The 25,369-nt window shown below is 70.2% G+C and carries 22 protein-coding genes; 18 read left to right on the top strand and 4 right to left on the bottom strand.

Annotation, left to right across the window (positions count from 1 at the left end; translation table 11 throughout):
- Both OO70_RS24480 and OO70_RS24475 read left to right on the top strand, forming a co-directional pair.
- Positions 1–771, top strand: coding sequence for a methyltransferase (locus OO70_RS24480; protein WP_043675412.1), 771 nt, complete (start codon positions 1–3; stop codon positions 769–771).
- A gap of 277 nt (positions 772–1,048) precedes the next feature.
- Entirely contained in the window at positions 1,049–1,444 is a 396-nt protein-coding gene (locus OO70_RS24475; RefSeq protein ID WP_043675411.1) for a DUF3040 domain-containing protein, read from the top strand.
- Between the two features lie 112 nt (positions 1,445–1,556).
- Here OO70_RS24475 and OO70_RS24470 read toward each other — a convergent pair whose 3' ends face one another.
- From OO70_RS24470 to OO70_RS24455, 4 genes are all read right to left on the bottom strand, one after another.
- A complete protein-coding gene (locus OO70_RS24470; RefSeq protein ID WP_043675409.1) occupies positions 1,557–3,941 on the bottom strand; it encodes a transglutaminase TgpA family protein in 2,385 nt (794 codons plus the stop codon).
- Positions 3,938–5,302 (bottom strand): DUF58 domain-containing protein, encoded by a 1,365-nt coding sequence (locus tag OO70_RS24465; RefSeq protein WP_043675406.1) that lies wholly within the window; start codon positions 5,300–5,302, stop codon positions 3,938–3,940. The genes OO70_RS24470 and OO70_RS24465 overlap by 4 nt, the downstream gene beginning before the upstream one ends.
- The gene (locus tag OO70_RS24460) at positions 5,302–6,339 is read right to left on the bottom strand and encodes an AAA family ATPase (protein ID WP_043675402.1); all 1,038 of its coding nucleotides are present in this window, start codon (positions 6,337–6,339) and stop codon (positions 5,302–5,304) included. The genes OO70_RS24465 and OO70_RS24460 overlap by 1 nt, the downstream gene beginning before the upstream one ends.
- A gap of 228 nt (positions 6,340–6,567) precedes the next feature.
- The gene (locus tag OO70_RS24455) at positions 6,568–7,116 is read right to left on the bottom strand and encodes a beta-class carbonic anhydrase (RefSeq protein WP_043675617.1); all 549 of its coding nucleotides are present in this window, start codon (positions 7,114–7,116) and stop codon (positions 6,568–6,570) included.
- Positions 7,117–7,553: 437 nt separating this feature from the next.
- Here OO70_RS24455 and rsmH point away from each other — a divergent pair, with 437 nt between their 5' ends.
- The 16 genes from rsmH (at position 7,554) to OO70_RS24375 (ending at position 25,311) form a co-directional block, all read left to right on the top strand.
- A complete protein-coding gene (gene rsmH, locus OO70_RS24450; protein WP_078651538.1) occupies positions 7,554–8,510 on the top strand; it encodes a 16S rRNA (cytosine(1402)-N(4))-methyltransferase RsmH in 957 nt (318 codons plus the stop codon).
- Between the two features lie 37 nt (positions 8,511–8,547).
- Positions 8,548–9,111, top strand: coding sequence for an FtsB/FtsL family cell division protein (locus OO70_RS24445; protein WP_043675395.1), 564 nt, complete (start codon positions 8,548–8,550; stop codon positions 9,109–9,111).
- A 5-nt stretch (positions 9,112–9,116) separates the two neighbouring features.
- Complete coding sequence (locus OO70_RS24440; RefSeq protein WP_324604871.1) at positions 9,117–11,087, top strand: peptidoglycan D,D-transpeptidase FtsI family protein; 1,971 nt, start codon at positions 9,117–9,119, stop codon at positions 11,085–11,087.
- Between the two features lie 173 nt (positions 11,088–11,260).
- Positions 11,261–12,796 (top strand): UDP-N-acetylmuramoyl-L-alanyl-D-glutamate--2,6-diaminopimelate ligase, encoded by a 1,536-nt coding sequence (locus OO70_RS24435; RefSeq protein ID WP_043675614.1) that lies wholly within the window; start codon positions 11,261–11,263, stop codon positions 12,794–12,796.
- A 4-nt stretch (positions 12,797–12,800) separates the two neighbouring features.
- The gene (locus OO70_RS24430) at positions 12,801–14,216 is read left to right on the top strand and encodes a UDP-N-acetylmuramoyl-tripeptide--D-alanyl-D-alanine ligase (protein ID WP_043675391.1); all 1,416 of its coding nucleotides are present in this window, start codon (positions 12,801–12,803) and stop codon (positions 14,214–14,216) included.
- On the top strand, positions 14,213–15,286 hold the full coding sequence (gene mraY / locus OO70_RS24425; RefSeq protein WP_078651537.1) for a phospho-N-acetylmuramoyl-pentapeptide-transferase: 1,074 nt from the start codon (positions 14,213–14,215) through the stop codon (positions 15,284–15,286). The genes OO70_RS24430 and mraY overlap by 4 nt, the downstream gene beginning before the upstream one ends.
- On the top strand, positions 15,268–16,701 hold the full coding sequence (murD, locus tag OO70_RS24420) for a UDP-N-acetylmuramoyl-L-alanine--D-glutamate ligase (protein ID WP_051741552.1): 1,434 nt from the start codon (positions 15,268–15,270) through the stop codon (positions 16,699–16,701). Before mraY ends, murD begins: the two co-directional genes overlap by 19 nt.
- 21 nt (positions 16,702–16,722) lie before the next feature.
- A complete protein-coding gene (gene ftsW, locus OO70_RS24415; protein ID WP_043675386.1) occupies positions 16,723–18,090 on the top strand; it encodes a putative lipid II flippase FtsW in 1,368 nt (455 codons plus the stop codon).
- A 6-nt stretch (positions 18,091–18,096) separates the two neighbouring features.
- The gene (gene murG, locus OO70_RS24410) at positions 18,097–19,188 is read left to right on the top strand and encodes an undecaprenyldiphospho-muramoylpentapeptide beta-N-acetylglucosaminyltransferase (protein WP_043675383.1); all 1,092 of its coding nucleotides are present in this window, start codon (positions 18,097–18,099) and stop codon (positions 19,186–19,188) included.
- 25 nt (positions 19,189–19,213) lie between these two features.
- Entirely contained in the window at positions 19,214–20,008 is a 795-nt protein-coding gene (locus OO70_RS24405; RefSeq protein WP_043675380.1) for a cell division protein FtsQ/DivIB, read from the top strand.
- 277 nt (positions 20,009–20,285) lie between these two features.
- Complete coding sequence (gene ftsZ, locus OO70_RS24400) at positions 20,286–21,473, top strand: cell division protein FtsZ (RefSeq protein WP_043675378.1); 1,188 nt, start codon at positions 20,286–20,288, stop codon at positions 21,471–21,473.
- Positions 21,470–22,198 (top strand): peptidoglycan editing factor PgeF, encoded by a 729-nt coding sequence (gene pgeF, locus OO70_RS24395; protein WP_043675376.1) that lies wholly within the window; start codon positions 21,470–21,472, stop codon positions 22,196–22,198. Before ftsZ ends, pgeF begins: the two co-directional genes overlap by 4 nt.
- Before the next feature lie 6 nt (positions 22,199–22,204).
- On the top strand, positions 22,205–22,924 hold the full coding sequence (locus OO70_RS24390) for a YggS family pyridoxal phosphate-dependent enzyme (RefSeq protein ID WP_043675374.1): 720 nt from the start codon (positions 22,205–22,207) through the stop codon (positions 22,922–22,924).
- A 128-nt stretch (positions 22,925–23,052) separates the two neighbouring features.
- Positions 23,053–23,694, top strand: a complete 642-nt coding sequence (locus OO70_RS24385) for a cell division protein SepF (RefSeq protein ID WP_019062317.1) — start codon at positions 23,053–23,055, stop codon at positions 23,692–23,694.
- 50 nt (positions 23,695–23,744) lie between these two features.
- Entirely contained in the window at positions 23,745–24,035 is a 291-nt protein-coding gene (locus OO70_RS24380) for a YggT family protein (protein WP_019062316.1), read from the top strand.
- Positions 24,036–24,087: 52 nt separating this feature from the next.
- A complete protein-coding gene (locus OO70_RS24375; RefSeq protein ID WP_043675372.1) occupies positions 24,088–25,311 on the top strand; it encodes a DivIVA domain-containing protein in 1,224 nt (407 codons plus the stop codon).
- The last annotated feature ends 58 nt before the right edge of the window (positions 25,312–25,369 follow it).

The following is a 25,369-nucleotide window of genomic DNA, read 5'->3' as shown; positions in this document are numbered from 1 at the left end:
GTGTCGGACCCGAGCCGCCCCCGCGCCTCCCTCCGTACCGCCGTGGTCTGGGACGTCCTTCAGGACGCCCTCGACCGCCGGGTCAAGGCCACGGGGCGGGACGCGCTGGACGTCCTGGACACCGGAGGCGGCAGCGGCAACTTCGCGGTGCCCGTCGCCCGCCTCGGTCACCGCGTCACCGTCGTCGACCCCAGCCCGAACGCGCTGTTCGCGCTGGAGCGCCGCGCCGCCGAGGCCGGTGTCGCCGACCGCGTGCAGGGCGTCCAGGGCGACGCCCACGGCCTCTTCGACGTGGTCGAGCGCGGCGGCTACGACGCGGTGCTGTGCCACGGCGTCCTGGAGTACGTGGACGACCCCGCCGAGGGCGTCCGCACCGTGGTGGCCGCGCTGCGCCCAGAGGGCGTCCTGAGCCTGCTCGCCGCCGGGCTCGGCGGTGCCGTCCTCGCGCGCGCCCTGGCCGGTCACTTCAAGGAGGCCAAGCAGGCCCTCGACGACCCGAACGGCCGCTGGGGCGAGGGCGACCCCGTACCGCACCGTTTCACCGCCGAGCAGCTCGCCGCGTTCGTCGAGGGCGCGGGCCTCGACGTCGGCGCCGTGCACGGTGTGCGGGTCTTCGCCGATCTGGTGCCCGGTGTGCTCGTGGACACCGAGCCCGGCGCCCTGGACGCGCTGCTCAAGCTGGAGGCCGCGGTGGCCGAGCTGTCGGCGTTCCACTCCGTGGCCACGCAGCTTCATGTGCTCGGCGAGACGCGGGGGGCCGGCGAGGCGTGAGTGGCCTCCCGTGCCGGACCCCTGATCAGGGGCTCGGCCGCACATGGAGTACGCCACAGGCCCCCCGATCGCGGGCCCGGCGCCGTATGATCGAGGGAGACCGCCCGGCATGACGGGACGGCTGCTGGGGAATGGAAGCTTCAGCGAGCCGGAACGGCCATGGCGGATTCCGGTTGGTCAATTGGCGTAGAGGGGCGGGTTTCACGGGGGCGATTCCCTGCCTATCCTGAAGGGACCCCCCGGGTCGCCCCGGCGACTGCACGATGAGGAGGACTCCGTGCCGCTCTCGGAGCACGAGCAGCGAATGCTCGAGCAGATGGAGCGAGCGCTGTACGCCGAAGATCCCAAGTTCGCGACAGCGCTTGAGGGAAGCGGGCTGCGCACGTACACCCGGCGACGGGTCTACCAGGCGGTGGCCGGCTTCCTCGTAGGTATTGCGCTCCTCATGGCAGGAATGGTCGCACAGCAGATTTGGGTCAGCGTGGTGGGATTCCTCGTCATGCTGGGCTGTGCGGTACTCGCCGTGACCGGCTGGCGCAAGGCTCCCAAGCCTGGCGAACAGCCCGCCGCAGGCGCTCCGCACGCCCGCAGTCAGGGACGGCAGCGCCGCTCGGTGATGGATCGGATCGAGCAGCGCTGGCAGCGCCGCCGCGACGAGCAACAGGGCCAGTAGCCGCACCCGGCCCCTCAGACGCGAGGCGCTCCTCAGGACACGAGCGAGGGGGTGACCACCGAACCGGTGGTCACCCCCTCCCGTATGCCCTGCTGCTTTCCCGCCGTGTCCCTCAGCCCTGCTGGCCGGACGGCTTGCGCAGGGTGGTCGGCCACAGTGCCGCGGCCCGCGTCGGCACGGACGCCCACCAGGCCGACAGCGCCCACACCACCCGGACGGTCGAGCGCGGGAGGACCAGTGCGCGCAGCCGCGCGCCACGGCCGGCCGTGTCCTGGAACCCGACGATCACCCGCCGGACGTCCTTCGCGAGCCCTGCCGTCAGCTGCGGCCGGGGCGCGTAGAGAACCTGCTCCACGGCGTCCGCCACCCGGTGCACCGAAGCGGCCGCGTCCGGGTCGAGCTGCCCGAGTCGCACGATCCGGGCGCTCGCCTTGCGCGGGGTCAGCGACTCGTCCGGCGAGATCCCGAAGTCCCAGGCCGTATCGGTCAGTTCCTCCCACACCGCCAGCGTGTGGACCGCGGCCTCCGCCTCCGTACGGCCGTGTGCTCCCAGCCGTACGGATCGCATCCGGGTCCGCCACAGCATCGGCGCGAACGGGAGCGACAGCAGCAGGAGTCCGCCCAGCGACAGCGCCGCCAGCTCCAGAATCTGCCAGAAGGTCGGGCCACCGCCGCCCGCCGCGATCGCCGGGGCCACGCTCGCGCAGGCGTCCAGCTTCCGCAGCTGCGCGGTGCAGCTCTCGCTCGCCGAGGGGGCCGCGGAGGGCGCGGTGCTCGTCGAGGTCGAGGGGCGGGCCGGGTCCGGGATGTCGCTGCCGGGAGTCGTCGACTGGGTGTACGACGGGACCGAGCCGCGGTTGGGGGTCGGCTCGAAGCGGGTCCAGCCGATGCCCTCGAAGTACAGCTCGGGCCAGGCGTGGGCGTCCTTCAGGCCCACCGACACCGTGCCGTTCGCCTCCGGGGTGCCGGGCGCGAAGCCCACCGCGACCCGGGCCGGAATGCCCAGGGTGCGGGCCATCGCCGCCATCGCGAAGGAGAAGTGGACGCAGAAGCCCTGCTTCTCCTTCAGGAACTTGGCGATCGCGTTGCGGCCGGTGCCGACGTCCACCTGGGTGTCGTACTGGAAGCCGCCGGTCACCGCGAAGTAGTCCTGGAGCTTGACCGCCTGCTCGTAGTGACTGGTCGAGCCCGCGGTGACCTTGCGGGCGGTGTCGGCCACCACCGCGGGCAGTGAACTCGGCACCTTCGTGTACTGGCTCGTCAGGGCCTTGGACGGCTCCGGTGCCGTGGCCAACTGCTCCGCGGTCGGCTGCACATCGAGGCTCTTGACCTCGTACGTCACCCCGCGGGTGTTCTGCCCGTGATCGCCCACGACGGTCATGCCGACGGGCTCGTAGCGCCAACTGCCGTCGATGCTCACGCCGCTGGGCGGGTACGGCATCGGCAGCCAGTCCTGGGCGTACCAGTCGGCGGCCGAGATCCGGGTCTTGATCTCCGAACGCTTGATGTCGGCGCCGAGGCCGGTCGGGGTGGGGAACGTGCTCGGCACACCTTCGATGTGCCGCTGGGACGGCTTCCAGGTGGTGCCGTCGAAGTCGTCCAGGGACACGATCCGCAGATACATGTCCGAGATGTCGTTCGTGTTGGTGTTCAGGGACAGGACCTGGCGGTTCTCGTCCACGTTCAGGCTGTCGCGCAGCGAGACCAGCGGGTTCACCGCGGAGATCGTGCCGCCGCTCCCGGTGCCCGAGCCCACGCCGGTCCCGGCGGCGTCCAACAGGCCGCCCGAGATCGTCGGCAGCGGCAGCAGGGCGACGGCCATGGCGACCGCGCCGATCCGCCGCCCGGTGCGGACCGGGGCCAGCGGGCCCGAGGACTCCGATCCCGGTGTGGTGCGTGGCGCCCCGCCGAAGACCCGGCCCCACTGGGCGAGCCGGTCCCGGCCCTCGGACAGCAGCAGCATCAGATAGCCCGCCGCCGCGAGCAGGAACCACAGCCAGTCGGCACTGCTGTCGGAGAGTCCGGCGGCCACCGAGTACAGCGCGAGCAGCGGCAGACCGGCCGGGGCCGCGCTGCGGAAGGTGACCGCGAGCGTGTCCACCGCGAGGCCGATGATCAGGACACCGCCGATGATCATCAGCCGGATGCCGTCGTGCAGCGGTGCCGGGATCGCGTACCGGGAGACGTCGTCGGAGCCCTGTTGCAGCAGGTCGGCGAAGTGCTGGAAGGCCTGGGGGCCGGGGACGATCCCGCCGAGGGCCTGCTCGCGGGCGAAGACCAGGGTCAGCATCAGCAGCGTGACCAGGGCCTGCGCGGCGACGGTCAGCGGCCGGGCCAGCGGGACCCGCCGGGTCGCCGCGCCCACCCCGGTCTGGATCGCCAGCAGGAAGGCGGCCTGGAAGATCCAGATCGCCGGGGAGACCAGAGGGATCAGGGCGCAGGAGGCCATCAGGGTGGCGGCCCAGGCCCAGATCGCCAGTCGTGCCCGCCCGCTCATGCCCAGCCCTCCCCGAGACCCGTCGCGGTGATGCCGTTCCGCTCCCGGTCTGCCTGCTGCCACAGCTCGGTCAGGGACGCGCCGCGCGGTACGCCCACGGCGGTCCAGCCCGCGTCGCGCAGCATCCGCAGCCGCTCGTCCGGCTGGTCGCCGGGACCGGACACGTCGGTCGACTCACGCACCCAGCCGTCGTTGTCCAACACGAAGGCGAGGGCGCCCCCGCTGCGCTGCCGCATCCGGGCGACGACCGCCGCCTGTTCCTCGTCGAGGTCGCCGAAGAAGGCCACCAGCAGCCCTTCGTTTCCGCCGCGCAGGACGTCGTAGGCCCGGGACAGGCCCGAGCCGTCCGAGTGGTCGATCACCGCGAGGGTGTCCATCATCAGCCCGGCCGCGTCCGCCGACTCCTGGCTCGCGCCCGCGAACCCGTCGGCGTCCTGGCCCGGCACCGAGTTGCCGGTGTCGCTCAACAGCCGTACGGAGAAGCCCCGTTCCAGCATGTGCACCAGGACGGAGGCGGCGCCGGAGACGGCCCATTCGAAGGCCGAGTCGGGGCCCTGGCCCGCGTAGGCGATGCCCCGGGTGTCGAGGAGCACCGTGCAGCGGGCGCGCTGGGGCTGCTCCTCGCGGCGCACCATCAACTCGCCGTAGCGCGCTGTGGAGCGCCAGTGCACGCGGCGCAGATCGTCGCCGTAACGGTATCCGCGCGGGATCACGTCGTCCTCGCCCGCCAGGGCCAGCGAGCGGTTGCGGCCGTCGCCGTAACCCTTGGCCTCGCCGCTGAGGCGGACCGGAGGGAGGGCCTCCACGCGCGGGATGACCGTCAGGGTGTCGAAGGTCGAGAAGGAGCGGGTCAGTTCGCACATCCCGAAGGGGTCCGTCAGGCGCAGTTGCAGCGGGCCCAGGGGGTAGCGGCCGCGCAGGTCGGAGCGGACCCGGTAGGACACCTCGCGCCGGCCGCCCGCCTCGACCCGGTCCAGGACGAACCGGGGACGCGGGCCGAGCACGTACGGCACCCGGTCCTGGAGCATCAGCAGGCCCGTGGGCAGCCGCGAGACGTTGTCCATCCGGAGATGGACGCGGGCCTCGCTGCCGGCGGGCACGCGCGCGGGGGAGAGCCGGCGGCTGCCGGCGACCCGGTAGCGGGTGCGGTAGAGCACGGTCGCGCAGACCAGGGGCAGGACCGCCAGCAGCAGCCCGACCCGGAGCAGATCGCTCTGCCCCAGGACGTACGCGCAGACGGCGGCGGCGATGCCGGCGGCCAGGAAGGAACGCCCGCGGGTGGTCAGTCCGGCCAGGGCCGTACGCACCCCGCCCTTCTCGTCCCGCTCGGGCTCCGGGCCACCCGGCCCCCCGAAGGCCATCACAGCCTCCGGGGCGGCTGTTCGCCGTAGGACGGTGTGCCGCGGCCCATGCCGAAGCCGCTCTGCTGCGGGGGCGCCGCGGGCACGGGGGTGCTCTGCAGGATCTCCTGGACGACCTGCTCCGCCGTGCGACGGTTCAGCTGGGCCTGGGCGGTGGGCAGCAGGCGGTGCGCCAGGACGGCGACCGCGAGCGCCTGGATGTCGTCCGGCAGCGCGTACTCACGGCCGCTCAGGGCGGCGGAGGCCTTCGCCGCGCGCAGCAGGTGCAGCGTCGCGCGCGGGGAGGCGCCGAGTCTGAGGTCGGGGTGGTTGCGGGTGGCGGAGACCAGGTCCACCGCGTACCTGCGCACCGGGTCGGCGACATGGACGCCGCGGACCGCCTCGACCAGCTTGACGATGTCGTGCGCGTGGGCCACGGGCTGGAGGTCGTCCAGGGGGCTCGCCCCGCCGTGGATGTCCAGCATCTGCAACTCGGCCTCCGGGCTGGGATAGCCGATGGAGACCCGGGCCATGAAGCGGTCGCGCTGGGCCTCGGGCAGCGGATAGGTGCCCTCCATCTCGACCGGGTTCTGCGTCGCGACCACCATGAAGGGGCTGGGCAGTTCGTAGGTCTGGCCGTCGATGGTGACCTGCCGCTCCTCCATGGACTCCAGGAGTGCGGACTGGGTCTTCGGCGAGGCGCGGTTGATCTCGTCGCCGATCACGATCTGCGCGAAGATCGCGCCCGGTTTGAACTCGAAGTCCCGCTGCTGCTGGTCCCAGATGGACACACCTGTGATGTCCGAGGGCAGCAGGTCGGGCGTGAACTGGATTCGCCGCACCGAACAGTCGATCGACCGTGCCAGCGCCTTGGCCAGCATTGTCTTGCCCACACCCGGAACGTCCTCGATCAGAAGATGTCCCTCGGCGAGCAGCACGGTCAGCGAAAGCCGTACGACCTCGGGCTTGCCCTCGATCACTCCTTCCACCGAACTGCGGACTCGCTCCACAGTGGCGGTCAGATCTGTAAGGCTCGCTCGATCGTCATAGGTCGTCACCCGGCCCTCCTCGGCCCGTTCTTTCCATGGGCCGGCGCATGCGCTGCGGACCGGCCCACCCCGAAACACGGACGGCACGCGGGAAAAGTTCCGCGTGACGCCACACCCGCATTCTTGTTGCCGTTACCGGTTCGTGTCACTCGCCTGTGGACAACTGCCTTCGCTTTGTCGGGTCTTACGACCTTTTGGGCGGTCCGAGGCGTGAGTTTTTCGGGGCGGGCCGGTGCGTCAGGCGGGGTCGATCTCGCGCAGCAGACCCGACTTCACGTCGAAGACGAAGCCGCGCACATCATCAGTGTGCAGCAGGAAGGGCGAGGTGCGCACACGCTGCATGGACTGCCGTACGTCCTGCTCGACGTCCCGGAAGGCCTCCACCGCCCAGGCGGGGCGCTGGCCGACCTCCATCTCCAGGTCGTGCCGGAACTCCTCGGTGAGGGACTCCAGGCCGCAGCCGGTGTGATGGATGAGAACGACGCTGCGGGTGCCGAGCGCCCGCTGGCTGATGGTGAGGGAACGGATGACGTCGTCGGTGACCACACCGCCCGCGTTGCGGATGGTGTGGCAGTCGCCGAGCTCCAGACCGAGCGCGGCGTGCAGGTCGAGACGGGCGTCCATGCAGGCCACCACGGCCACCTGCAGAACGGGACGGGCGTCCATCCCGGGATCGGTGAAGGCGGCGGCGTACTGCGCGTTGGCCTCGACGAGGCGGTCCGTCACGGTCCCGCCGTCGGCTATGGCGCCTTCGGAGTCTGTGGGTACGGATGCGGAGGTCGTCATACCTATGACGGTACTGGTCACCGGCGGTGCGGTCTTGGTGCGGGATGGGAAAAAGAGCGTCATTGCGTCCTCTTGTGAGGTAACCCACACGGGTGGCGGGGGTGCACCCGTGTGGGTGATTCTTCCCGTTTTGAGGCTTCGCACGCACCCGGCCCCGCGACGCGCAGGCCGGTTGATTGACCGTGAGACAGCGTGGACTAAAGTTGCGCGAAGCGGGAGACGAGGCTCTCCCTGCTGGACTTTTCCCGGAGACCCCGGCGACTTTCCGGATTCTCCCCACGTGCGCGGCGCGTACGTACGGCTCGGCCTCCTCCCGCTCCCGGTCGGCTGACGCTTCCGGCGCCGGCAGGCCTCCCCTTCTCTGGGGGTCCCCAGCGAAGCGGGGAGGGCGGGGACCCGGCGGTGCGTACGGCCCGCGCCGGACCTGAGAGGGCCCCTTGAGCAACAGTCGACACGTCCCGGTGATGCTCCAGCGGTGCCTGGACCTGTTGGCACCCGCCCTGGAGCGGCCGGGAGCGGTGGTCGTCGACTGCACCCTCGGCCTCGGCGGCCACAGCGAGGCACTGCTCACCCGGTTCCCCGAGGCCCGCCTCGTCGCCCTCGACCGCGACAAGGAGGCCCTGCGCCTCTCCGGCGAGCGCCTCGCCCCCTTCGGCGACCGCGCCACCCTCGTACACGCCGTCTACGACGAACTGCCCGACGTACTCGACCGGCTCGGCATCCCGCGCGTGGAGGGCGTCCTCTTCGACCTCGGCGTCTCCTCGATGCAACTCGACGAGGCCGACCGCGGCTTCGCCTACGCCCAGGACGCCCCCCTCGACATGCGCATGGACCAGACGACCGGCATCAGCGCGGCCGAGGTCCTCAACACCTACGCGCCCGGTGAACTCGTCCGCATCCTGCGGGCGTACGGCGAGGAGAAGCAGGCCAAGCGGATCGTGTCCGCGGTCGTCCGCGAGCGCGACAAGGAGCCGTTCAGCAACAGCGCGCGGCTCGTCGAGCTGATCCGTGACTCGCTGCCCCAGGCCGCCAAGCGCACCGGCGGCAACCCGGCCAAGCGCACCTTCCAGGCGCTGCGCATCGAGGTCAACGGCGAACTGTCCGTCCTGGAGGCCGCGATTCCGGCCGCGGTGAAGTCCCTCGCCGTGGGCGGCCGGATCGCCGTCCTGTCGTACCACTCGCTCGAAGACCGCCTGGTCAAGCAGGTGTTCGCGGCCGGCGCCGCCAACACCGCGCCTCCGGGGCTGCCCGTGGTGCCCGAGCAGTACCAGCCCCGGCTCAAGCTCCTGACGCGCGGTGCCGAACTTCCCACCGAGGAAGAGGTCGCCGAGAACCGGCGAGCGGCACCCGCGCGGCTGCGGGGGGCCGAGCGCATCAGGGAGGACATCGGGTGAGTGCGTATCGCGTGTCGGTGTGGCGTCTGGAGTGCGAGTGAGTAGGAAACCCGAACTGAGGGGCAGGGCTGCCCGACTCGCGCGGCTCTTCCCGACCGGGCCCGCGCAGACAGGCGGGATCCAGGCGGCCCGTACCCCGTTCGTCCTCCTTGTCGTGCTTCTTCTCGGCGGCGGCCTCATCGGACTGCTCGTGCTGAACTCCGCGCTCAGCGAAGGGCAGTTCAAGCTGGACGACCTCCAGAAGCAGACGAAGAGCCTCACCGACGAGGAACAGGCCCTCCAGAGGGACGTCGACGCCTACTCCGCCCCCGACGCCCTCCAGCGCCGCGCACACGAGTTGGGCATGGTGCCCGGCGGGGACCCCGCCTTCCTCGACCCGAACGGCACCGTGAAGGGTGTCCCCGAGCAGGCCACCGCCGCGAAGACCGTGAGTACACCGGTGGTGCTCGCCCCCGAGGCGCTCATCAGCAGACCGAGTCCGAGCCCGACCCCCGCGCCCGGCGCGGCGGCACCTGTGGCCACCCCTACCCCGGCCCGGTCCGTACAGCCCGTGCAGTCCTCGCCCGTTCAGTCCTCCACCCCGACAACACCCGGCAGGTGACGGAAGTGTCCGACAGGGAACCGCCGCGCCGCCGAGTGCCAGGACCGGCCAGGCCCGAACGGCCCGATGCCCGGCGCCGTCCCGGGCCCGGCGCCCGCCCGGCCCGCCGCCCGGCACCGGCCCCTCCAGCGGCCCGCCCGACGGGCCCGCGCTCCCTCCGGCTCGGCAGCCCCCGCCCCCGGCTGCGCATGATCAGCCTGGCGCTGACCCTCGTACTGATCGCGTTCGTCGTACGACTGCTCCAGGTGCAGGCCGTCGACGCGAGCGCGTACGCCGCCAAGGCCGCGCAGAACCGGTACGTCGACTACGTCCTGGCCGCCGAGCGCGGCGAGATCACCGACCGCTCCGGGGTCGCCCTCGCGACCAGCGTGGACGCGTACACGATCACGGCGGACCCGACGCTGTTCACCCGCAAGCAGCTGAAGATCGACGACGGGCCCGAACAGGCGGCCGCCCTCCTCGCCCCGATCCTCGGTGTGGACCAGGCCGGGCTGGTCAAGAAGCTCAGGCCGGCGAACAAGAACCTGCGCTACGTCGTCCTCGCCAACCGGCAGACCCCGCAGGTCTGGAAGCAGATCAAGGACCTGAAGAGCGCGCTGAACACCAAGGCCTCGACCGACCCGACCACGGTCAATGTCCTGGCCGGTGTCCTCGCCGTCCCCACCACCAAGCGCGTGTACCCGAACGGTGATCTCGCCGCCGGGATACTGGGCTGGGTCAACGCCGACGGCAAGGGCGGCGGCGGGGTCGAGCAGCAACTGAATAAGGATCTGACCGGCAAGGACGGCAAGGTCCGCTACGCGCAGTCCGGCGGTGTCCAGGTGCCCACCGCGGGTTCCACCGAGACGCCGGCGGTGCCCGGTGCCGACGTCGAGCTGACGATCGACCGCGACATCCAGTGGGCCGCGCAGAACGCCATCACCGAGCAGGTCAAGAAGTCCAAGGCGGACCGCGGGTACGTGATAGTGCAGGACACCCGCACCGGCGAGATCCTCGCCATGGCCAACGCGCCCGGCTTCGACCCGAACGACCTCGCCCAGGCCAACGCGGCGTCGCTCGGCAACGCGGCCGTCCAGGACGCGTACGAGCCCGGTTCCACCGCCAAGGTCATGACGATGGCCGCCGTACTGCAGGAGAACGTGGCCACCCCGCTGACGCATGTCGTTGTGCCGAACCGGCTGCACCGCGGCGACCGGCTCTTCCAGGACGACGTGGACCACGCGACCTGGAACCTCACGCTCAACGGCGTCCTCGCCAAGTCCAGCAACATCGGCACCATCGAGGCGGCCGGCCAGCTCGGCAAGACGCAGCCGCAAGCCAACCAGGTCCTGTACTCGTATCTGCGCAAGTTCGGCATCGGCAGCTACAGCGGGCTCAACTTCCCCGGCGAGACCAAGGGCATCCTCGCGCCCGCCGCCAAGTGGTCGACCTCGCAGCAGTACACGATTCCTTTCGGCCAGGGCATGTCCCTCAACGCGCTCCAGGCGGCGTCCGTGTACTCGACGGTCGCCAACGGCGGAGTCCGCGTCGAACCCACTCTGGTGCGCGGCACGAAGGGACCCGACGGCCGCTTCACACCTGCGGCGACGCCCAAGAAGACCAGGGTCATCAGTGCGAAAACGGCGAAGACCCTCGCCCAGATGCTGGAGTCCGTGGTGGACGACGAGCAGGGCACGGGCGGTAAGGCCGCCATTCCGGGGTACCGGGTGGCGGGCAAGACCGGCACCGCCAACCGCGTCGATCCGGCCACCGGCAAGTACAAGGGCTACACCTCGTCGTTCGCCGGGTTCGCGCCCGCCGACAACCCCCGCATCACCGTCTACTGCGCGATCCAGAACGCCACCAGCGGAAGCTACTTCGGCGGTCAGATCTGCGGACCGATCTACAAGCAGGTGATGGAGTTCGCCCTCAAGACCCTCCAGGTCCCGCCCACCGGGGCGAAGGCCGCGAATCTGCCCGTGACCTTCACGCCCTGATCAGCGCAACAGCCAGGAACCGATCCGTGACCATGATCACCTCCCAGTCCGGGAACCAGGGCCAGCAGGACAGCAGGCCCCGCCCCTCACTTCGCCCCGGGGCGGGTGCGCCCGGTACGCTCACCGCCGTGCCATCCGCCGACCACTCCCAAACCCCCCAGAAGGGCGCATCCGTGACCTACCCGGGGCCGCCCAGGCCGGCGCAGCTCTCCGCCACACCCCTCGCGGAACTCGCCGACCAGCTGGGCGCCGCCGTGACTTTGACGGCAGCGCCGGTGTCGACCGCCGAGATCACGGGCATTACCCATGACTCGCGCGCCGTCCGCCCCGGCGACCTGTACGCAGCGCTGCCCGGTGCCCGTGTGCACGGCGCCGACTTCGTCACCCAGGCGGCAGGCCTCGGCGCCGTCGCCGTACTGACGGACCCGGCCGGCGCCGACCGCGCGGCCGCAACCGGCCTGCCGGTACTGGTCGTAGCCGATCCGCGCAGGCAGATGGGCGAGGTGGCGGCGACCATCTACGGCCACCCCGGCCGCGATCTGCTCCAGATCGGCATCACCGGCACCTCCGGGAAGACGACGACCGCGTACCTCGTGGAGGGCGGCCTGAAGACGGTCCGGTCCACCGGACTCATCGGCACGGTCGAGATGCGCATCGGCGACGAGCGCATCAAGTCGGAGCGCACGACACCCGAAGCCACCGATCTCCAGGCCCTGTTCGCGGTCATGCTGGAGCGCGGGGTCGACGCGGTCGCCATGGAGGTCTCCAGCCACGCGCTGGTCCTCGGTCGGGTCGACGCCTGCATCTTCGACATCGCGGTCTTCACCAACCTCAGCCCGGAACACATGGAGTTCCACTCCGGGATGGAGGACTACTTCCAGGCCAAGGCCCAGCTGTTCACGCCGCTGCGCAGCCGGCAGGGAGTGGTCAACCTCGACGACGCGTACGGCCGCAGGCTTGCCGCCGAGGCCACGGTCCCCGTGATCACCTACTCCGCCGAGGGTCACCCGGACGCCGACTGGCGCGCCGAGGACGTCGAAGTCGGCCCGATGGACTCGACGTTCACCGCCGTCGGCCCCAAGGGCGAGCTGATCACCGCCCGTTCGCCGCTCGCCGGCTCTTTCAACGTGGCCAACACCCTCGCCGCGATCGCCGCCCTGGCCACCGCGGGCCTCGACCCGCAACTCGCCGCCGACGGCATCGCCGCGGTGCCGGGCGTGCCGGGGCGCCTGGAGCGCGTGGACGCCGGGCAGCCGTATCTCGCGGTCGTCGACTACGCCCACAAGACGGACGCCGTCGAATCGGTCCTGCGCGCGCTGCGCAAGGTCACCGAGGGCAAGCTGCACGTCGTGCTCGGCTGCGGCGGCGACCGGGACAAGACCAAGCGCGAGCCGATGGGCGCCGCAGTCGCCCGGCTCGCCGACACCGCCGTACTGACCTCCGACAACCCCCGCTCCGAGGACCCCCTCGCGATCCTCGCGGCCATGCTCCAGGGGGCCGCGTCCGTGCCCGCGCACGAGCGCGGCGAGGTCCAGGTCTTCGAGGACCGGGCCGCCGCCGTCGCCGCGGCCGTCGCCCGCGCACAGCCGGGGGACACCGTGCTGGTCGCGGGCAAGGGCCACGAGCAGGGCCAGGACATCGCCGGAGTGGTCCGTCCCTTCGACGACCGCCAGGTGCTTCGCGAAGCTATCCAGAAGACCCAGGGATGAACTTGTGATCGCCCTCTCCCTCGCCGAGATCGCAGAAGTCGTCGGCGGGCAGACGCACGACATACCGGATCCGTCCGTCCAGGTCACCGGTCCGGTGGTCCGCGACTCCCGGGAAGTGGAACCCGGCAGCCTCTTCGTCGCCTTCGTCGGCGAGCACGTCGACGGCCACGACTTCGCGAACGCGGTCGTCGAGGCGGGCGCGGTGGCCCTCCTGGCGTCCCGCCCGGTCGGCGTGCCCGCGATCGTCGTGGACGACGTCCAGAGCGCCCTGGGCGCCCTCGCCCGTCATGTCGTACGACGGCTCGGCGCGACCCTCGTGGCCCTCACCGGCTCGGCGGGCAAGACCAGCACCAAGGACCTCATCGCCCAGGTGCTCGCGCGCAAGGCGCCCACAGTGTTCACGCCGGGATCGTTCAACAATGAGATCGGGCTGCCGCTGACCGCGCTGAGCGCCACCGACGAGACGAGGTTCCTCGTCCTGGAGATGGGCGCCCGCGGCATCGGCCACATCCGCTACCTCACGGATCTGACGCCCCCGCAGATCGGCCTCGTCCTGAACGTCGGCACCGCCCACATCGGCGAGTTCGGCGGCCGGGAGCAGATCGCGCAGGCAAAGGGTGAACTCGTAGAAGCGCTCCCTTCAGTTGAAGACGGCGGCGTCGCGGTCCTCAACGCGGACGATCCGCTCGTACGGGCCATGGCGTCCCGTACGAAGGCGAAGGTGATCCTTTTCGGAGAGTCCGGCGAAGCGGACGTACGGGCCGAGAACGTGCGACTCACGGACAGCGGACAGCCCTCCTTCAGGCTCCGCACACCCTCCGGTGCAAGCGACGTGACCATGCGCCTGTACGGTGAGCACCACGTGTCGAACGCGCTCGCCGCGGCCGCCGTCGCCCATGAGCTGGGCATGTCCGCAGACGAGATCGCCACCGCGCTCTCCGAGGCGGGCTCCCTCTCCCGCTGGCGGATGGAGGTCACCGAGCGACCGGACGGCGTGACCATCGTCAACGACGCCTACAACGCGAACCCCGAGTCCATGCGAGCCGCTTTGCGCGCGCTCGCGGCCATGGGCAAGGGGCGGCGGACCTGGGCGGTGCTCGGCAAGATGGCCGAGCTCGGGGACGAGGCGCTCGCCGAGCACGACGCGGTCGGACGGCTCGCTGTCCGGCTCAATGTCGGCAAGCTCGTCGCGGTCGGGGGCAGGGAAGCGTCCTGGCTGCAACTGGGCGCATATAACGAGGGTTCGTGGGGTGAGGAGTCGGTGCACGTGTCCGACGCACAGGCGGCGGTCGACCTGTTGCGCAGCGAGTTGCGCCCGGGAGACGTCGTTCTCGTGAAGGCGTCCCGGTCGGTCGGGCTCGAGAGCGTGGCGCAGGCGCTCATCGGGACCGGTGCCGAGGGTGAGGTTGCCGCCCGATGATGAAGCAGATCCTGTTCTCAGGAGTCATCGGCCTGTTCCTGACCCTGGTGGGCACCCCGCTGCTGATCAAGCTGCTGGCCCGCAAGGGCTACGGCCAGTACATCCGCGACGACGGCCCGCGCACACACGGCAGCAAGCGCGGTACGCCGACGATGGGCGGTATCGCCTTCATCTTCGCGACGGTCGCCGCGTACTTCCTGTCCAAGGTCATCACCGGTTACACGCCGACCTATTCGGGTCTGCTGGTGCTCGGTCTGATGGTGGGCATGGGCCTGGTCGGCTTCCTCGACGACTACATCAAGATCGTCAAGCGGCGTTCGCTGGGCCTGCGGGCCAAGGCGAAGATGGCCGGCCAGCTGATCGTCGGCATCAGCTTCGCGGTGCTCGCCCTGCAGTTCCAGGACGCCCGCGGGAACACCCCGGCCTCGACGAAGCTGTCGTTCATCACGGACTTCGGCTGGAAGATCGGCCCGATCCTGTTCGTGATCTGGGCGCTGTTCATGATCCTCGCGATGTCGAACGGCGTGAACCTGACGGACGGTCTGGACGGCCTCGCCACCGGCGCCTCGGTGCTGGTCTTCGGCGCCTACACCTTCATCGGTGTCTGGCAGTTCCAGGAGTCCTGCGCCAACGCGCAGACCCTGACCAACCCGAACGCCTGCTACGAGGTGCGCGATCCGCTCGACCTCGCGGTCATCGCCTCCGCGCTGATGGGTGCCTGCCTGGGCTTCCTGTGGTGGAACACCTCGCCGGCCAAGATCTTCATGGGTGACACGGGCTCACTCGCCCTCGGCGGTGTCCTCACCGGTCTGGCGATCCTCTCCCGCACGGAGCTGCTCGTCGCCATCATGGGTGGCCTCTTCGTCCTCATCACCATGTCGGTGGTCATCCAGGTCGGCTCCTTCAAGCTCACCGGCAAGCGGGTCTTCCGAATGGCCCCGCTCCAGCACCACTTCGAACTCAAGGGCTGGTCCGAAGTGCTCGTGGTGGTCCGCTTCTGGATCATCCAGGGCATCTGCGTGATCGTCGGCCTGGGCCTCTTCTACGCGGGATGGGCAGCGGAAAAGTGACCGATGGGCAGGGGCTCTCCTGGGAGGGCAAGCACGTCACCGTCGCCGGGCTCGGTGTCTCCGGGATCCCGGCGGCCAAGGTCCTGCACGGTCTCGGCGCGCTCGTCACGGTCGTCAACGACGGCGACGACGAGCGCTCCCGGGCCCAGGCCGCCGACCTGGAGGCGCTCGGCATCACCGTGCGCCTCGGCGACGGGGCGACCCTGCCCGACGGCACCGAACTGATCGTCACCACCCCTGGCTGGAAGCCCGACAAGCCGCTGTTCACGGCGGCCCGGGCGGCCGGTGTCGAGATCTGGGGCGACGTCGAACTCGCCTGGCGCCTGCGCGGCCCCGAAGCGGCCCCCTGGCTGGCCGTCACCGGCACCAACGGCAAGACCACCACCGTCCAGATGCTCGCCTCCATCCTCAAGGCGGGCGGCCTGCGCACGGCGGCGGTCGGCAACATCGGCGTCTCGGTCCTGGACGCCGTACTCGGGGACGAGCAATACGACGTCCTCGCCGTCGAACTGTCGAGCTATCAGCTGCACTGGGCGCCCTCACTGCGCGCGCACTCCGCCGCCGTTCTCAACCTGGCGCCCGATCACCTCGACTGGCACGGCTCGATGGAGGCGTACGCCGCCGACAAGGGCCGTATCTACGAAGGCAATCGGGTCGCCTGCGTCTACAACGTCGCCGACAAGGCCACCGAGGACCTGGTCCGCGAGGCCGACGTCGAGGAGGGGTGCCGGGCGATCGGGTTCACGCTGGGCAGCCCCGGGCCGTCCCAACTCGGCGTCGTGGACGGCATCCTGGTCGACCGGGCCTTCGTCGAGGACCGCCAGCGCAACGCGCAGGAACTCGCCGAGGTCTCGGACGTCAACCCGCCCGCCCCGCACAACATCGCCAACGCCCTTGCCGCCGCTGCCCTCGCGCGCGCCTTCGGGGTGCCCGCCAAGGCCGTACGGGACGGGCTGCGGGCCTTCACGCCCGACGCGCACCGCATCGCGCACGTGGCCGATGTGGACGGTGTCGCGTACATCGACGACTCCAAGGCCACCAACACCCATGCGGCGGAAGCCTCGTTGGCGGCCTACGAGTCGATCGTGTGGATCGCGGGCGGGCTCGCCAAGGGCGCCACCTTCGACGAACTCGTCGCCAAGTCGGCAAAGCGACTTCGGGGCGTGGTGCTGATCGGTGCCGATCGGGCGCTGATCGCCGAAGCCCTCGCGCGACACGCGCCGGAAGTACCCGTCGTCGACCTCGACCGGACCGACACTGGGGCGATGCTCGCGGCTGTCCAGGAGGCACAGCGGCTCGCCGCCGCCGGCGACACGGTGCTGCTCGCCCCGGCCTGCGCCTCCATGGACATGTTCGCCAACTACAACAAGCGCGGTGACGCGTTCGCCCAGGCGGTTCGCGAACTCGGCGCCTGACCGATGTGAGCGGAGGCGCTGATGCCCAGTAGCCGTACCGGCCGGCCGCCCGTGCAGCAGCGGCCCCCCAGACGTCCCACAGCCGCCAGGACCGTCCGCGACAACCCCGTACGACGGCTGTACGCCAACGCGCGCCGGGCCTGGGACCGTCCGCTGACCGCCTATTACCTGATCGCCGGCGGCAGCGTGCTGATCACCGTGCTGGGTCTGGTGATGGTCTACTCGGCCTCCCAGATCACCGCACTCCAACTCTCGCTGCCCGGCTCGTACTTCTTCCGCAAACAGTTCCTCGCGGCCTGTATCGGCGGGGTGCTGGCGCTCGCCGCCTCGCGGATGCCGGTCAAGTTGCACCGGGCGCTGGCCTATCCGATCCTCGCGGGCGCCGTCTTCATGATGGCGCTGGTGCAGTTGCCGGGGATAGGGATGTCGGTCAACGGCAACCGGAACTGGATCTCCCTCGGCGGTTCCTTCCAGATCCAGCCCAGCGAGTTCGGCAAGCTGGCCCTCGTCCTGTGGGGCGCCGACCTGCTCGCCCGCAAGCAGGACAAGGCGATGCTGTCCCAGTGGAAGCACATGCTGGTGCCGCTGGTGCCGGTCGCGTTCATGCTGCTCGGGCTGATCATGCTCGGCGGCGACATGGGTACGGCGATCATCCTCACCGCGATCCTGTTCGGCCTGCTGTGGCTGGCCGGTGCGCCGACCCGGCTCTTCGCCGGCGTGCTGTCGATCGCGGGCGTCATCGGTGTGATCCTCATCAAGACCAGCCCCAACCGGATGGCCCGGCTCGCCTGCATCGGCGCCACCGAGCCCAAGACCGGGGTCGCCGACTGCTGGCAGGCCGTGCACGGGATCTACGCGCTCGCATCCGGTGGGATCTTCGGCTCCGGGCTCGGTGCGAGTGTGGAGAAATGGGGTCAACTCCCCGAAGCCCACACCGACTTCATCTTCGCCGTCACCGGTGAGGAACTGGGCCTGGCGGGCACGCTGTCGGTACTCGCCCTCTTCGCGGCTCTAGGCTATGCGGGTATCCGCGTGGCCGGACGCACGGAGGACCCCTTCGTGAGGTATGCCGCGGGAGGCGTGACCACCTGGATCATCGCTCAGGCAGTGATCAACATCGGTGCGGTGCTCGGCCTGCTGCCGATCGCCGGCGTCCCGCTCCCGCTGTTCTCCTACGGGGGTTCCGCCCTGTTGCCGACCATGTTCGCCATCGGGTTGCTGATCGCCTTCGCGCGCGACGACCCCGCTGCGCGGGCGGCGCTTGCGATGCGGCAACCCCGCTTTGGTAGAAAGCGTGGGGGCAGGGGACCCGGTTCCGGCCGGAGTCCCCGGAGATGGAACACGATGCGACGGCGTGCCTCGGCGGCGCGTTCGTCCGGAGAGCGGTGAATTTCGGTGCATGTCGTACTCGCCGGTGGGGGGACCGCCGGCCACATCGAGCCCGCGCTCGCCCTCGCGGACGCCCTGCGCAGGCAGGACCCCACCGTGGGGATCACGGCCCTGGGCACGGAACGCGGCCTTGAGACCCGCCTCGTACCCGAGCGGGGCTACGAACTCGCGCTGATCCCCGCCGTACCGCTGCCGCGCAGGCCCACCCCGGAACTGATCACCGTGCCGGGCCGGTTGCGCGGCACCATCAAGGCCGCCGAGCAGATCCTGGAGCGCACCAAGGCGGACTGTGTCGTCGGCTTCGGCGGCTATGTGGCACTGCCCGGCTATCTCGCGGCCAAGCGCCTCGGGGTGCCGATCGTGATCCACGAGGCCAACGCCCGCCCCGGCCTTGCCAACAAGATCGGCTCGCGGTACGCGGCCCGGGTCGCCGTCTCCACCCCGGACAGCAAGCTGCGCGACGCCCGCTACATCGGCATCCCGCTGCGCCGCTCGATCGCCACCCTGGACCGCGCGGCCGTACGGCCCCAGGCCCGGGCCGCGTTCGGCCTCGACCCGAACCTGCCGACGCTGCTGGTCTCCGGCGGCTCGCAGGGCGCCCGCCACCTCAACGAGGTGATCGAGCGGGTCGCGCCCTACCTCCAACAGGCCGGAATCCAGATCCTGCACGCGGTCGGCCCGAAGAACGAACTGCCGCAGGTGCACCAGATGCCGGGGATGCCCCCCTACATCCCGGTACCGTACGTGGACCGGATGGACCTCGCGTACGCCGCGGCCGACATGATGCTCTGCCGCGCGGGCGCGATGACCGTCGCCGAACTCTCCGCCGTCGGACTCCCGGCCGCCTACGTCCCGCTGCCCATCGGCAACGGCGAACAGCGGCTGAACGCCCAGCCGGTGGTCAAGGCCGGCGGCGGACTCCTGGTCGACGACGCGGAACTGACGCCCGAGTGGATCCAGGGCAACGTCCTGCCCGTGCTCGCCGACCCGCACCGGCTGTACGAGATGTCGCGCGCGGCAAGCGAGTTCGGCCGCCGGGACGCCGACGACCTGCTCGTCGGCATGGTGTACGAGGCGATCGCCTCGCGGCACCGCTAGCCATATGTGAGAGAGGCAGGGGATCGTGGCCGGACCGACGACCGCCGAACGCGGTGAACGCCAACAGGAGTCGTCCGGCCCGCCCCTTGTCCGGCGATTGGGGCCCCGGCGCCTTCGTCTGATTGTCGTACTCGCCCTCGCCGCAGCCCTGTTGGGCACCGCCGCGGTCTGGCTGCTCTACGGCTCACAGTGGCTGCGGGTGGAGAAGGTGTCGGTCTCCGGGACGAAGGTCCTGACGCCCGAGCAGGTGCGCGAAGCCGCCGGTGTACCGGTCGGCGGACCGCTGATTTCCGTCGACACCGATGCGATCGAGGCCCGACTCCGCAGGAAATTGCCCCGAATTGACACCGTTGACGTAGTCCGTTCCTGGCCTCATGGAATCGGGCTGAAAGTGACCGAACGCATCCCGGTTCTGGTGGTGAAAAAGGGCGGAAACTTCGTCGAAGTGGACGACGAGGGCGTGCGATTCGCGACCGTTTCCACGCCGCCGAAGTCCGTCCCCACCCTCGAATTGACGCTCTCCCAAACGGGTTCGTCCGCGGCCGGCCTGCGCCGCTTCGACGAGGACCGGCTCGTGCGCGAGGCGGTGAAGGTCGCGGGTGACATTCCGGCCGCGGTCGCGCGGGACACCCAGGTCGTCAAGGTCCGTTCCTACGACGACATCTCGCTGGAGTTGAGCGGCGGCCGGACGGTGTCTTGGGGAAGTGGCGACAAGGGCGCGGCGAAGGCGCGTACGCTCACCGCTCTCATGAAAGCAGCTTCCGGCGCCCGGTACTTCGATGTAAGTGTTCCCACCGCCCCTGCGTCAGCCGGGAGTTGACGCACATTCGCGCAGGCCAGCACCCTGGTTGGGCAGCGCTACGGCTGATCACATAGGGTGAAAAGAAAAACGGGAGGTTCGGCGTGTTCGTTGAACGTGCGCCACTTGTCGACTTAGTGTCCTGTTCAGAAGACTTCAAGGAACGGACACACTGGTAACCCTAAACTTCAACGTTAGGGTTCGGGTCGGCGCTACGGACCGTCCCATTCGGCATCCGTCGTCGGATCGTGGAACACCGCGATCGGCGACACGTAACTCGAGGCGAGAGGCCTTCGACGTGGCAGCACCGCAGAACTACCTCGCAGTCATCAAGGTCATCGGTGTCGGCGGCGGTGGTGTCAATGCCATCAACCGGATGATCGAGGTCGGCCTCAAGGGCGTCGAGTTCATCGCCATCAACACCGACGCGCAGGCGCTGTTGATGAGCGACGCCGACGTCAAACTCGACGTCGGCCGCGAACTCACCCGCGGACTCGGCGCCGGCGCCAATCCGGCCGTCGGCCGCAAGGCCGCCGAGGATCACCGTGAGGAGATCGAGGAGGTCCTCAAGGGGGCCGACATGGTCTTCGTGACGGCCGGCGAGGGCGGCGGCACCGGCACCGGCGGCGCGCCCGTCGTGGCCAACATCGCGCGCTCCCTGGGAGCCCTCACGATCGGCGTGGTCACCCGCCCGTTCACCTTCGAGGGGCGGCGCCGGGCCAACCAGGCGGAGGACGGCATCGCCGAACTCCGCGAAGAGGTCGACACCCTCATCGTCATCCCGAACGACCGGCTGCTGTCCATCTCGGACCGCCAGGTCTCGGTCCTCGACGCCTTCAAGTCGGCGGACCAGGTCCTGCTCTCCGGTGTCCAGGGCATCACCGACCTCATCACCACGCCCGGGCTGATCAACCTCGACTTCGCCGACGTCAAGTCCGTGATGTCCGAGGCCGGTTCGGCCCTCATGGGCATCGGCTCGGCCCGCGGCGACGACCGCGCGGTGGCGGCGGCGGAGATGGCGATCTCCTCGCCCCTCCTCGAAGCCTCCATCGACGGCGCCCGCGGCGTCCTGCTCTCCATCTCCGGCGGCTCCGACCTCGGCCTGTTCGAGATCAACGAAGCGGCCCAACTGGTCAGCGAGGCGGCCCACCCCGAGGCCAACATCATCTTCGGCGCGGTCATCGACGACGCCCTCGGCGACGAGGTCCGGGTCACCGTGATCGCGGCCGGCTTCGACGGCGGCCAGCCGCCGACCCGCCGCGAGTCCACCATGGGCTCGACCTCGGCCCGCCGCGACGAGCCGACTCCGGTACGGCAGGAGAGCCGTCCGTCCTTCGGCTCGCTGGGCAGCGTCAAGCCGAAGGAGGAGCCGGAGCCCGCGCCGGAGCCCGTCGCCGACCTCCCGGTCTCGCCGCCGGTCCCGCCGTCGCGGACCTACTCGGACAGCGCCGCCGAGGAGCTGGACGTACCGGACTTCCTGAAGTGATAGGACAGCTCGACACCGTGAGCGGCGCGCACTTCGCCTTCACCGACAGGTGGGGCGGGGTGAGCGCCGTTCCGTACGAGGAGCTCAACCTCGGCGGAGCGGTCGGCGACGACGCCGACGCGGTCCGTACCAATCGCGAACTGGCCGCCAAGTCACTGGACTTGGACCCGGCCCTGGTGGTCTGGATGAACCAGGTGCACGGCGCGGACGTGGCGGTCGTCGACGGGCCCTGGGGCTCCTCGGACATCCCCTCCGTCGACGCGCTCGTCACCGCGCGGCGCGGCCTCGCCCTCGCCGTGCTGACCGCCGACTGCACGCCGGTCCTGCTCGCCGACCCGGTCGCCGGGATCGCGGGCGCGGCCCACGCCGGGCGCCCGGGCATGGTGGCGGGGGTCGTCCCCGCCGTCGTACGGGCCATGACGGAACTCGGCGCCGATCCCGCGCGGATCGTCGCCCGCACCGGACCCGCCGTCTGCGGCCGGTGCTACGAAGTGCCCGCGGACATGCGCGCCGACGTCGCCGCCGTGGAACCCGCGGCGTACGCCGAGACGAGTTGGGGCACTCCCGCGGTCGACGTGACCGCCGGAGCGCACGCGCAGCTCGACCGGCTCGGAGTGCGCGACCGGGAGCAGTCGCCGGTGTGCACCCGTGAATCGGGCGACCACTTCTCGTACCGCCGTGACCGCACGACCGGGCGGCTGGCGAGCTATGTCTGGCTGGACTGATCGGGCATGACGGACCGTGAGCAAGAAATCGCCGTGAATCTGGCGCGAGTCGAGGAACGCATCGCGGCCGCCTGTGCGGCGGCCGGGCGGAAGCGCGAAGAGGTGACCCTGATCGTGGTCACCAAGACCTATCCGGCGAGCGACGTAAGAACGTTGGCCGAACTCGGTGTGCGTCATGTCGCCGAGAACCGGGACCAGGACGCCGCCCCGAAGGCGGCGGAATGCGCTGATCTGCCGCTGAGTTGGCACTTCGTCGGTCAGTTGCAGACCAACAAGGTGCGATCCGTGGTCGGTTACGCCGATGTCGTGCAGTCCGTCGACCGTTCCCGGCTCGTCACCGCGCTGTCGAAGGAGGCCGAGCGGTCCGGGCGCGAACTGGGCTGTCTCATCCAGGTCGCGCTCGACGCGGGAGTGAGCGGGCGGGGCGAGCGAGGCGGCGTAGGACCGGGCGGGATCGGGGAGTTGGCCGATCTCGTCGCCGGGTCCCCGGGGCTGCGGCTCGACGGTCTGATGACCGTCGCTCCGCTCACCGGGGAGTACGCGGGACGCCAACTGGAGGCGTTCGGGCGGTTGATGGATTTGTCGACTGACCTGCGCCGAGCCCATCCTGCTGCGAACATGGTGTCGGCAGGGATGAGTGCGGACCTCGAACAGGCCGTGGCAGCCGGAGCGACACATGTGCGCGTCGGTACCTCGGTACTCGGCGTGCGCCCCAGGCTCGGGTAACGTCGCCAGGAAGTCGGACCACAGCAGAAAATATGGTCAATGCCGCCGAAGGCGGGCGTAACGACCTCGTGGATCGCGGGCACTTGGCAGTCGTCAGCCGATCCACCACAGAGCGGAGGACTCAGAGCATGGCCGGCGCGATGCGCAAGATGGCGGTCTACCTCGGCCTCGTGGAGGACGATGGGTACGACGGCCGGGGTTTCGACCCCGATGACGACTTCGAACCCGAACTGGACCCGGAGCCCGAGCGGGACCGTCGACGGCACGAGCCGTCGCACCAGTCACACAGCCCGCATCAGTCTCAAAGGGACGAACCGGTACGAGTGGTGCAGCCTCCGGCCCCTCGCGAACCGGTGTCCCATTCCGCTTCACTGGGTGCGGAATCAGGGCGTCCGGCGCGTATCGCGCCCGTGGCATCCATCACACAAGAACGCCAGTCCCTGGAGAAGAACGCACCGGTGATCATGCCCAAGGTCGTGTCGGAACGAGAGCCTTACCGGATCACCACACTTCACCCCCGGACCTACAACGAGGCCCGTACCATCGGGGAACACTTCCGTGAAGGCACCCCGGTGATCATGAATCTGACTGAGATGGATGACACAGACGCGAAGCGACTTGTCGACTTTGCGGCCGGTTTGGTGTTTGGTCTTCACGGCAGCATCGAGCGGGTGACGCAGAAGGTGTTCCTGTTGTCGCCTGCTAACGTCGATGTCACGGCGGAGGACAAGGCCCGCATCGCAGAGGGCGGGTTCTTCAATCAGAGCTGAGACAGACAGCCGCTAGGAAGCACGGAACAGGGGAGAGGGAAAGACAGACCATGAGCGTGTTCGCGCAGGTGATCTACATCGCGCTGATGGTGTTCCTCATCGTGCTCATCTTCCGGTTGGTCATGGACTACGTCTTCCAGTTCGCCCGCTCATGGCAACCCGGCAAGGCGATGGTGGTCGTTCTGGAGGCCGCCTACACTGTCACCGATCCACCGTTGAAGCTTCTACGGCGGTTCATTCCGCCGTTGCGTCTCGGGGGCGTGGCGCTCGACCTGTCCTTCTTCGTCCTGATGATCATCGTCTACATCTTGATCTCTATCGTGGGCAATCTCGCGAGGTGACAGTGGACGATACGGTCTTGCCGACTGCCGATGACTACGTTGAGGTGAAGAGATGCCGTTGACCCCCGAGGACGTGCGGAACAAGCAGTTCACGACCGTCCGCCTCCGAGAAGGCTATGACGAGGACGAGGTCGATGCCTTCCTCGACGAGGTCGAAGCCGAACTGACCCGCCTGCTGCGGGAGAACGAGGACCTGCGCGCCAAGCTGGCCGCAGCCACGCGTGCCGCCGCGCAGAACCAGCAGAACATGCGCAAGCCCCCCGAACAGGACCAGCAGCAGGGCGGCATGCAGCAGCAGGGGATGCCCCCGCAGGGCATGCCCCAGCAAGGCATGCGCGGTCCGGGCGGCCCGGTGCCCGCCGGCATATCGGGCCCGCCGCAGCAGCAGATGGGTGGCCCCATGGGCGGCCCGCCCCAGCTGCCGAGCGGTGCCCCGCAGCTGCCGCCCGGCCCCGGCGGCCAGGGTGGTCCGCAGGGCCAGGGTCCGATGGGGCCGGGCCCCATGGGCCAGGGTCCGATGCAGGGCCAGATGGGCCAGGGCCCGATGCAGGGTCAGATGCAGCAGATGGGCCAGGGCCCGATGCAGGGTCAGATGGGCGGCCAGCCCCCCATGCAGCAGCAGATGGGCATGGGCGGACCGATGGGCGGCGGCATGCCGCAGCAGGGCCCCGGTGGCGACAGCGCCGCCCGTGTCCTCTCGCTGGCCCAGCAGACCGCCGACCAGGCGATCGCCGAGGCCCGTTCCGAGGCCAACAAGATCGTCGGCGAGGCGCGTTCGCGTGCCGAGGGTCTCGAGCGTGACGCCCGTGCCAAGGCCGACGCCCTGGAGCGGGACGCGCAGGAGAAGCACCGCGTCGCGATGGGCTCCCTGGAGTCCGCCCGCGCCACGCTGGAGCGCAAGGTCGAGGATCTGCGCGGCTTCGAGCGCGAGTACCGCACGCGTCTGAAGTCCTACCTGGAGTCCCAGCTGCGTCAGTTGGAGACCCAGGCCGACGACTCGCTGGCCCCGCCGCGTGCTCCGGCCGCCGCGTCGCTTCCGCCGTCCCCGGCGCCCTCGATGGCCCCGGCCGGCGCGAGCGCCCCGTCGTACGGCGGCCCGCAGGGCATGGGTGGCATGGGAGGCCCGGCTCCGGCCGGTCCGTCCTACGGCGGTCAGCAGCAGATGTCCCCGGCGATGACCCAGCCGATGGCTCCGGTACGGCCGCAGGGCCCGTCGCCGATGGGCCAGGCCCCCTCGCCGATGCGCGGCTTCCTGATCGACGAGGACGACAACTGACAGCCTCTGGTACGCCTTAGGCGTCGGCAGCGTTCAAAAGGGCGGGGCCCCGGATTTC

Origin of the sequence: Streptomyces xylophagus (assembly GCF_000716435.1) — a bacterium.
GTDB classification, from domain to species: Bacteria; Actinomycetota; Actinomycetes; order Streptomycetales; family Streptomycetaceae; genus Streptomyces; species Streptomyces xylophagus.
The sequence above is the reverse complement of the archived record's forward strand: the minus strand, read 5'-3'. Positions and strand labels throughout refer to the sequence as shown.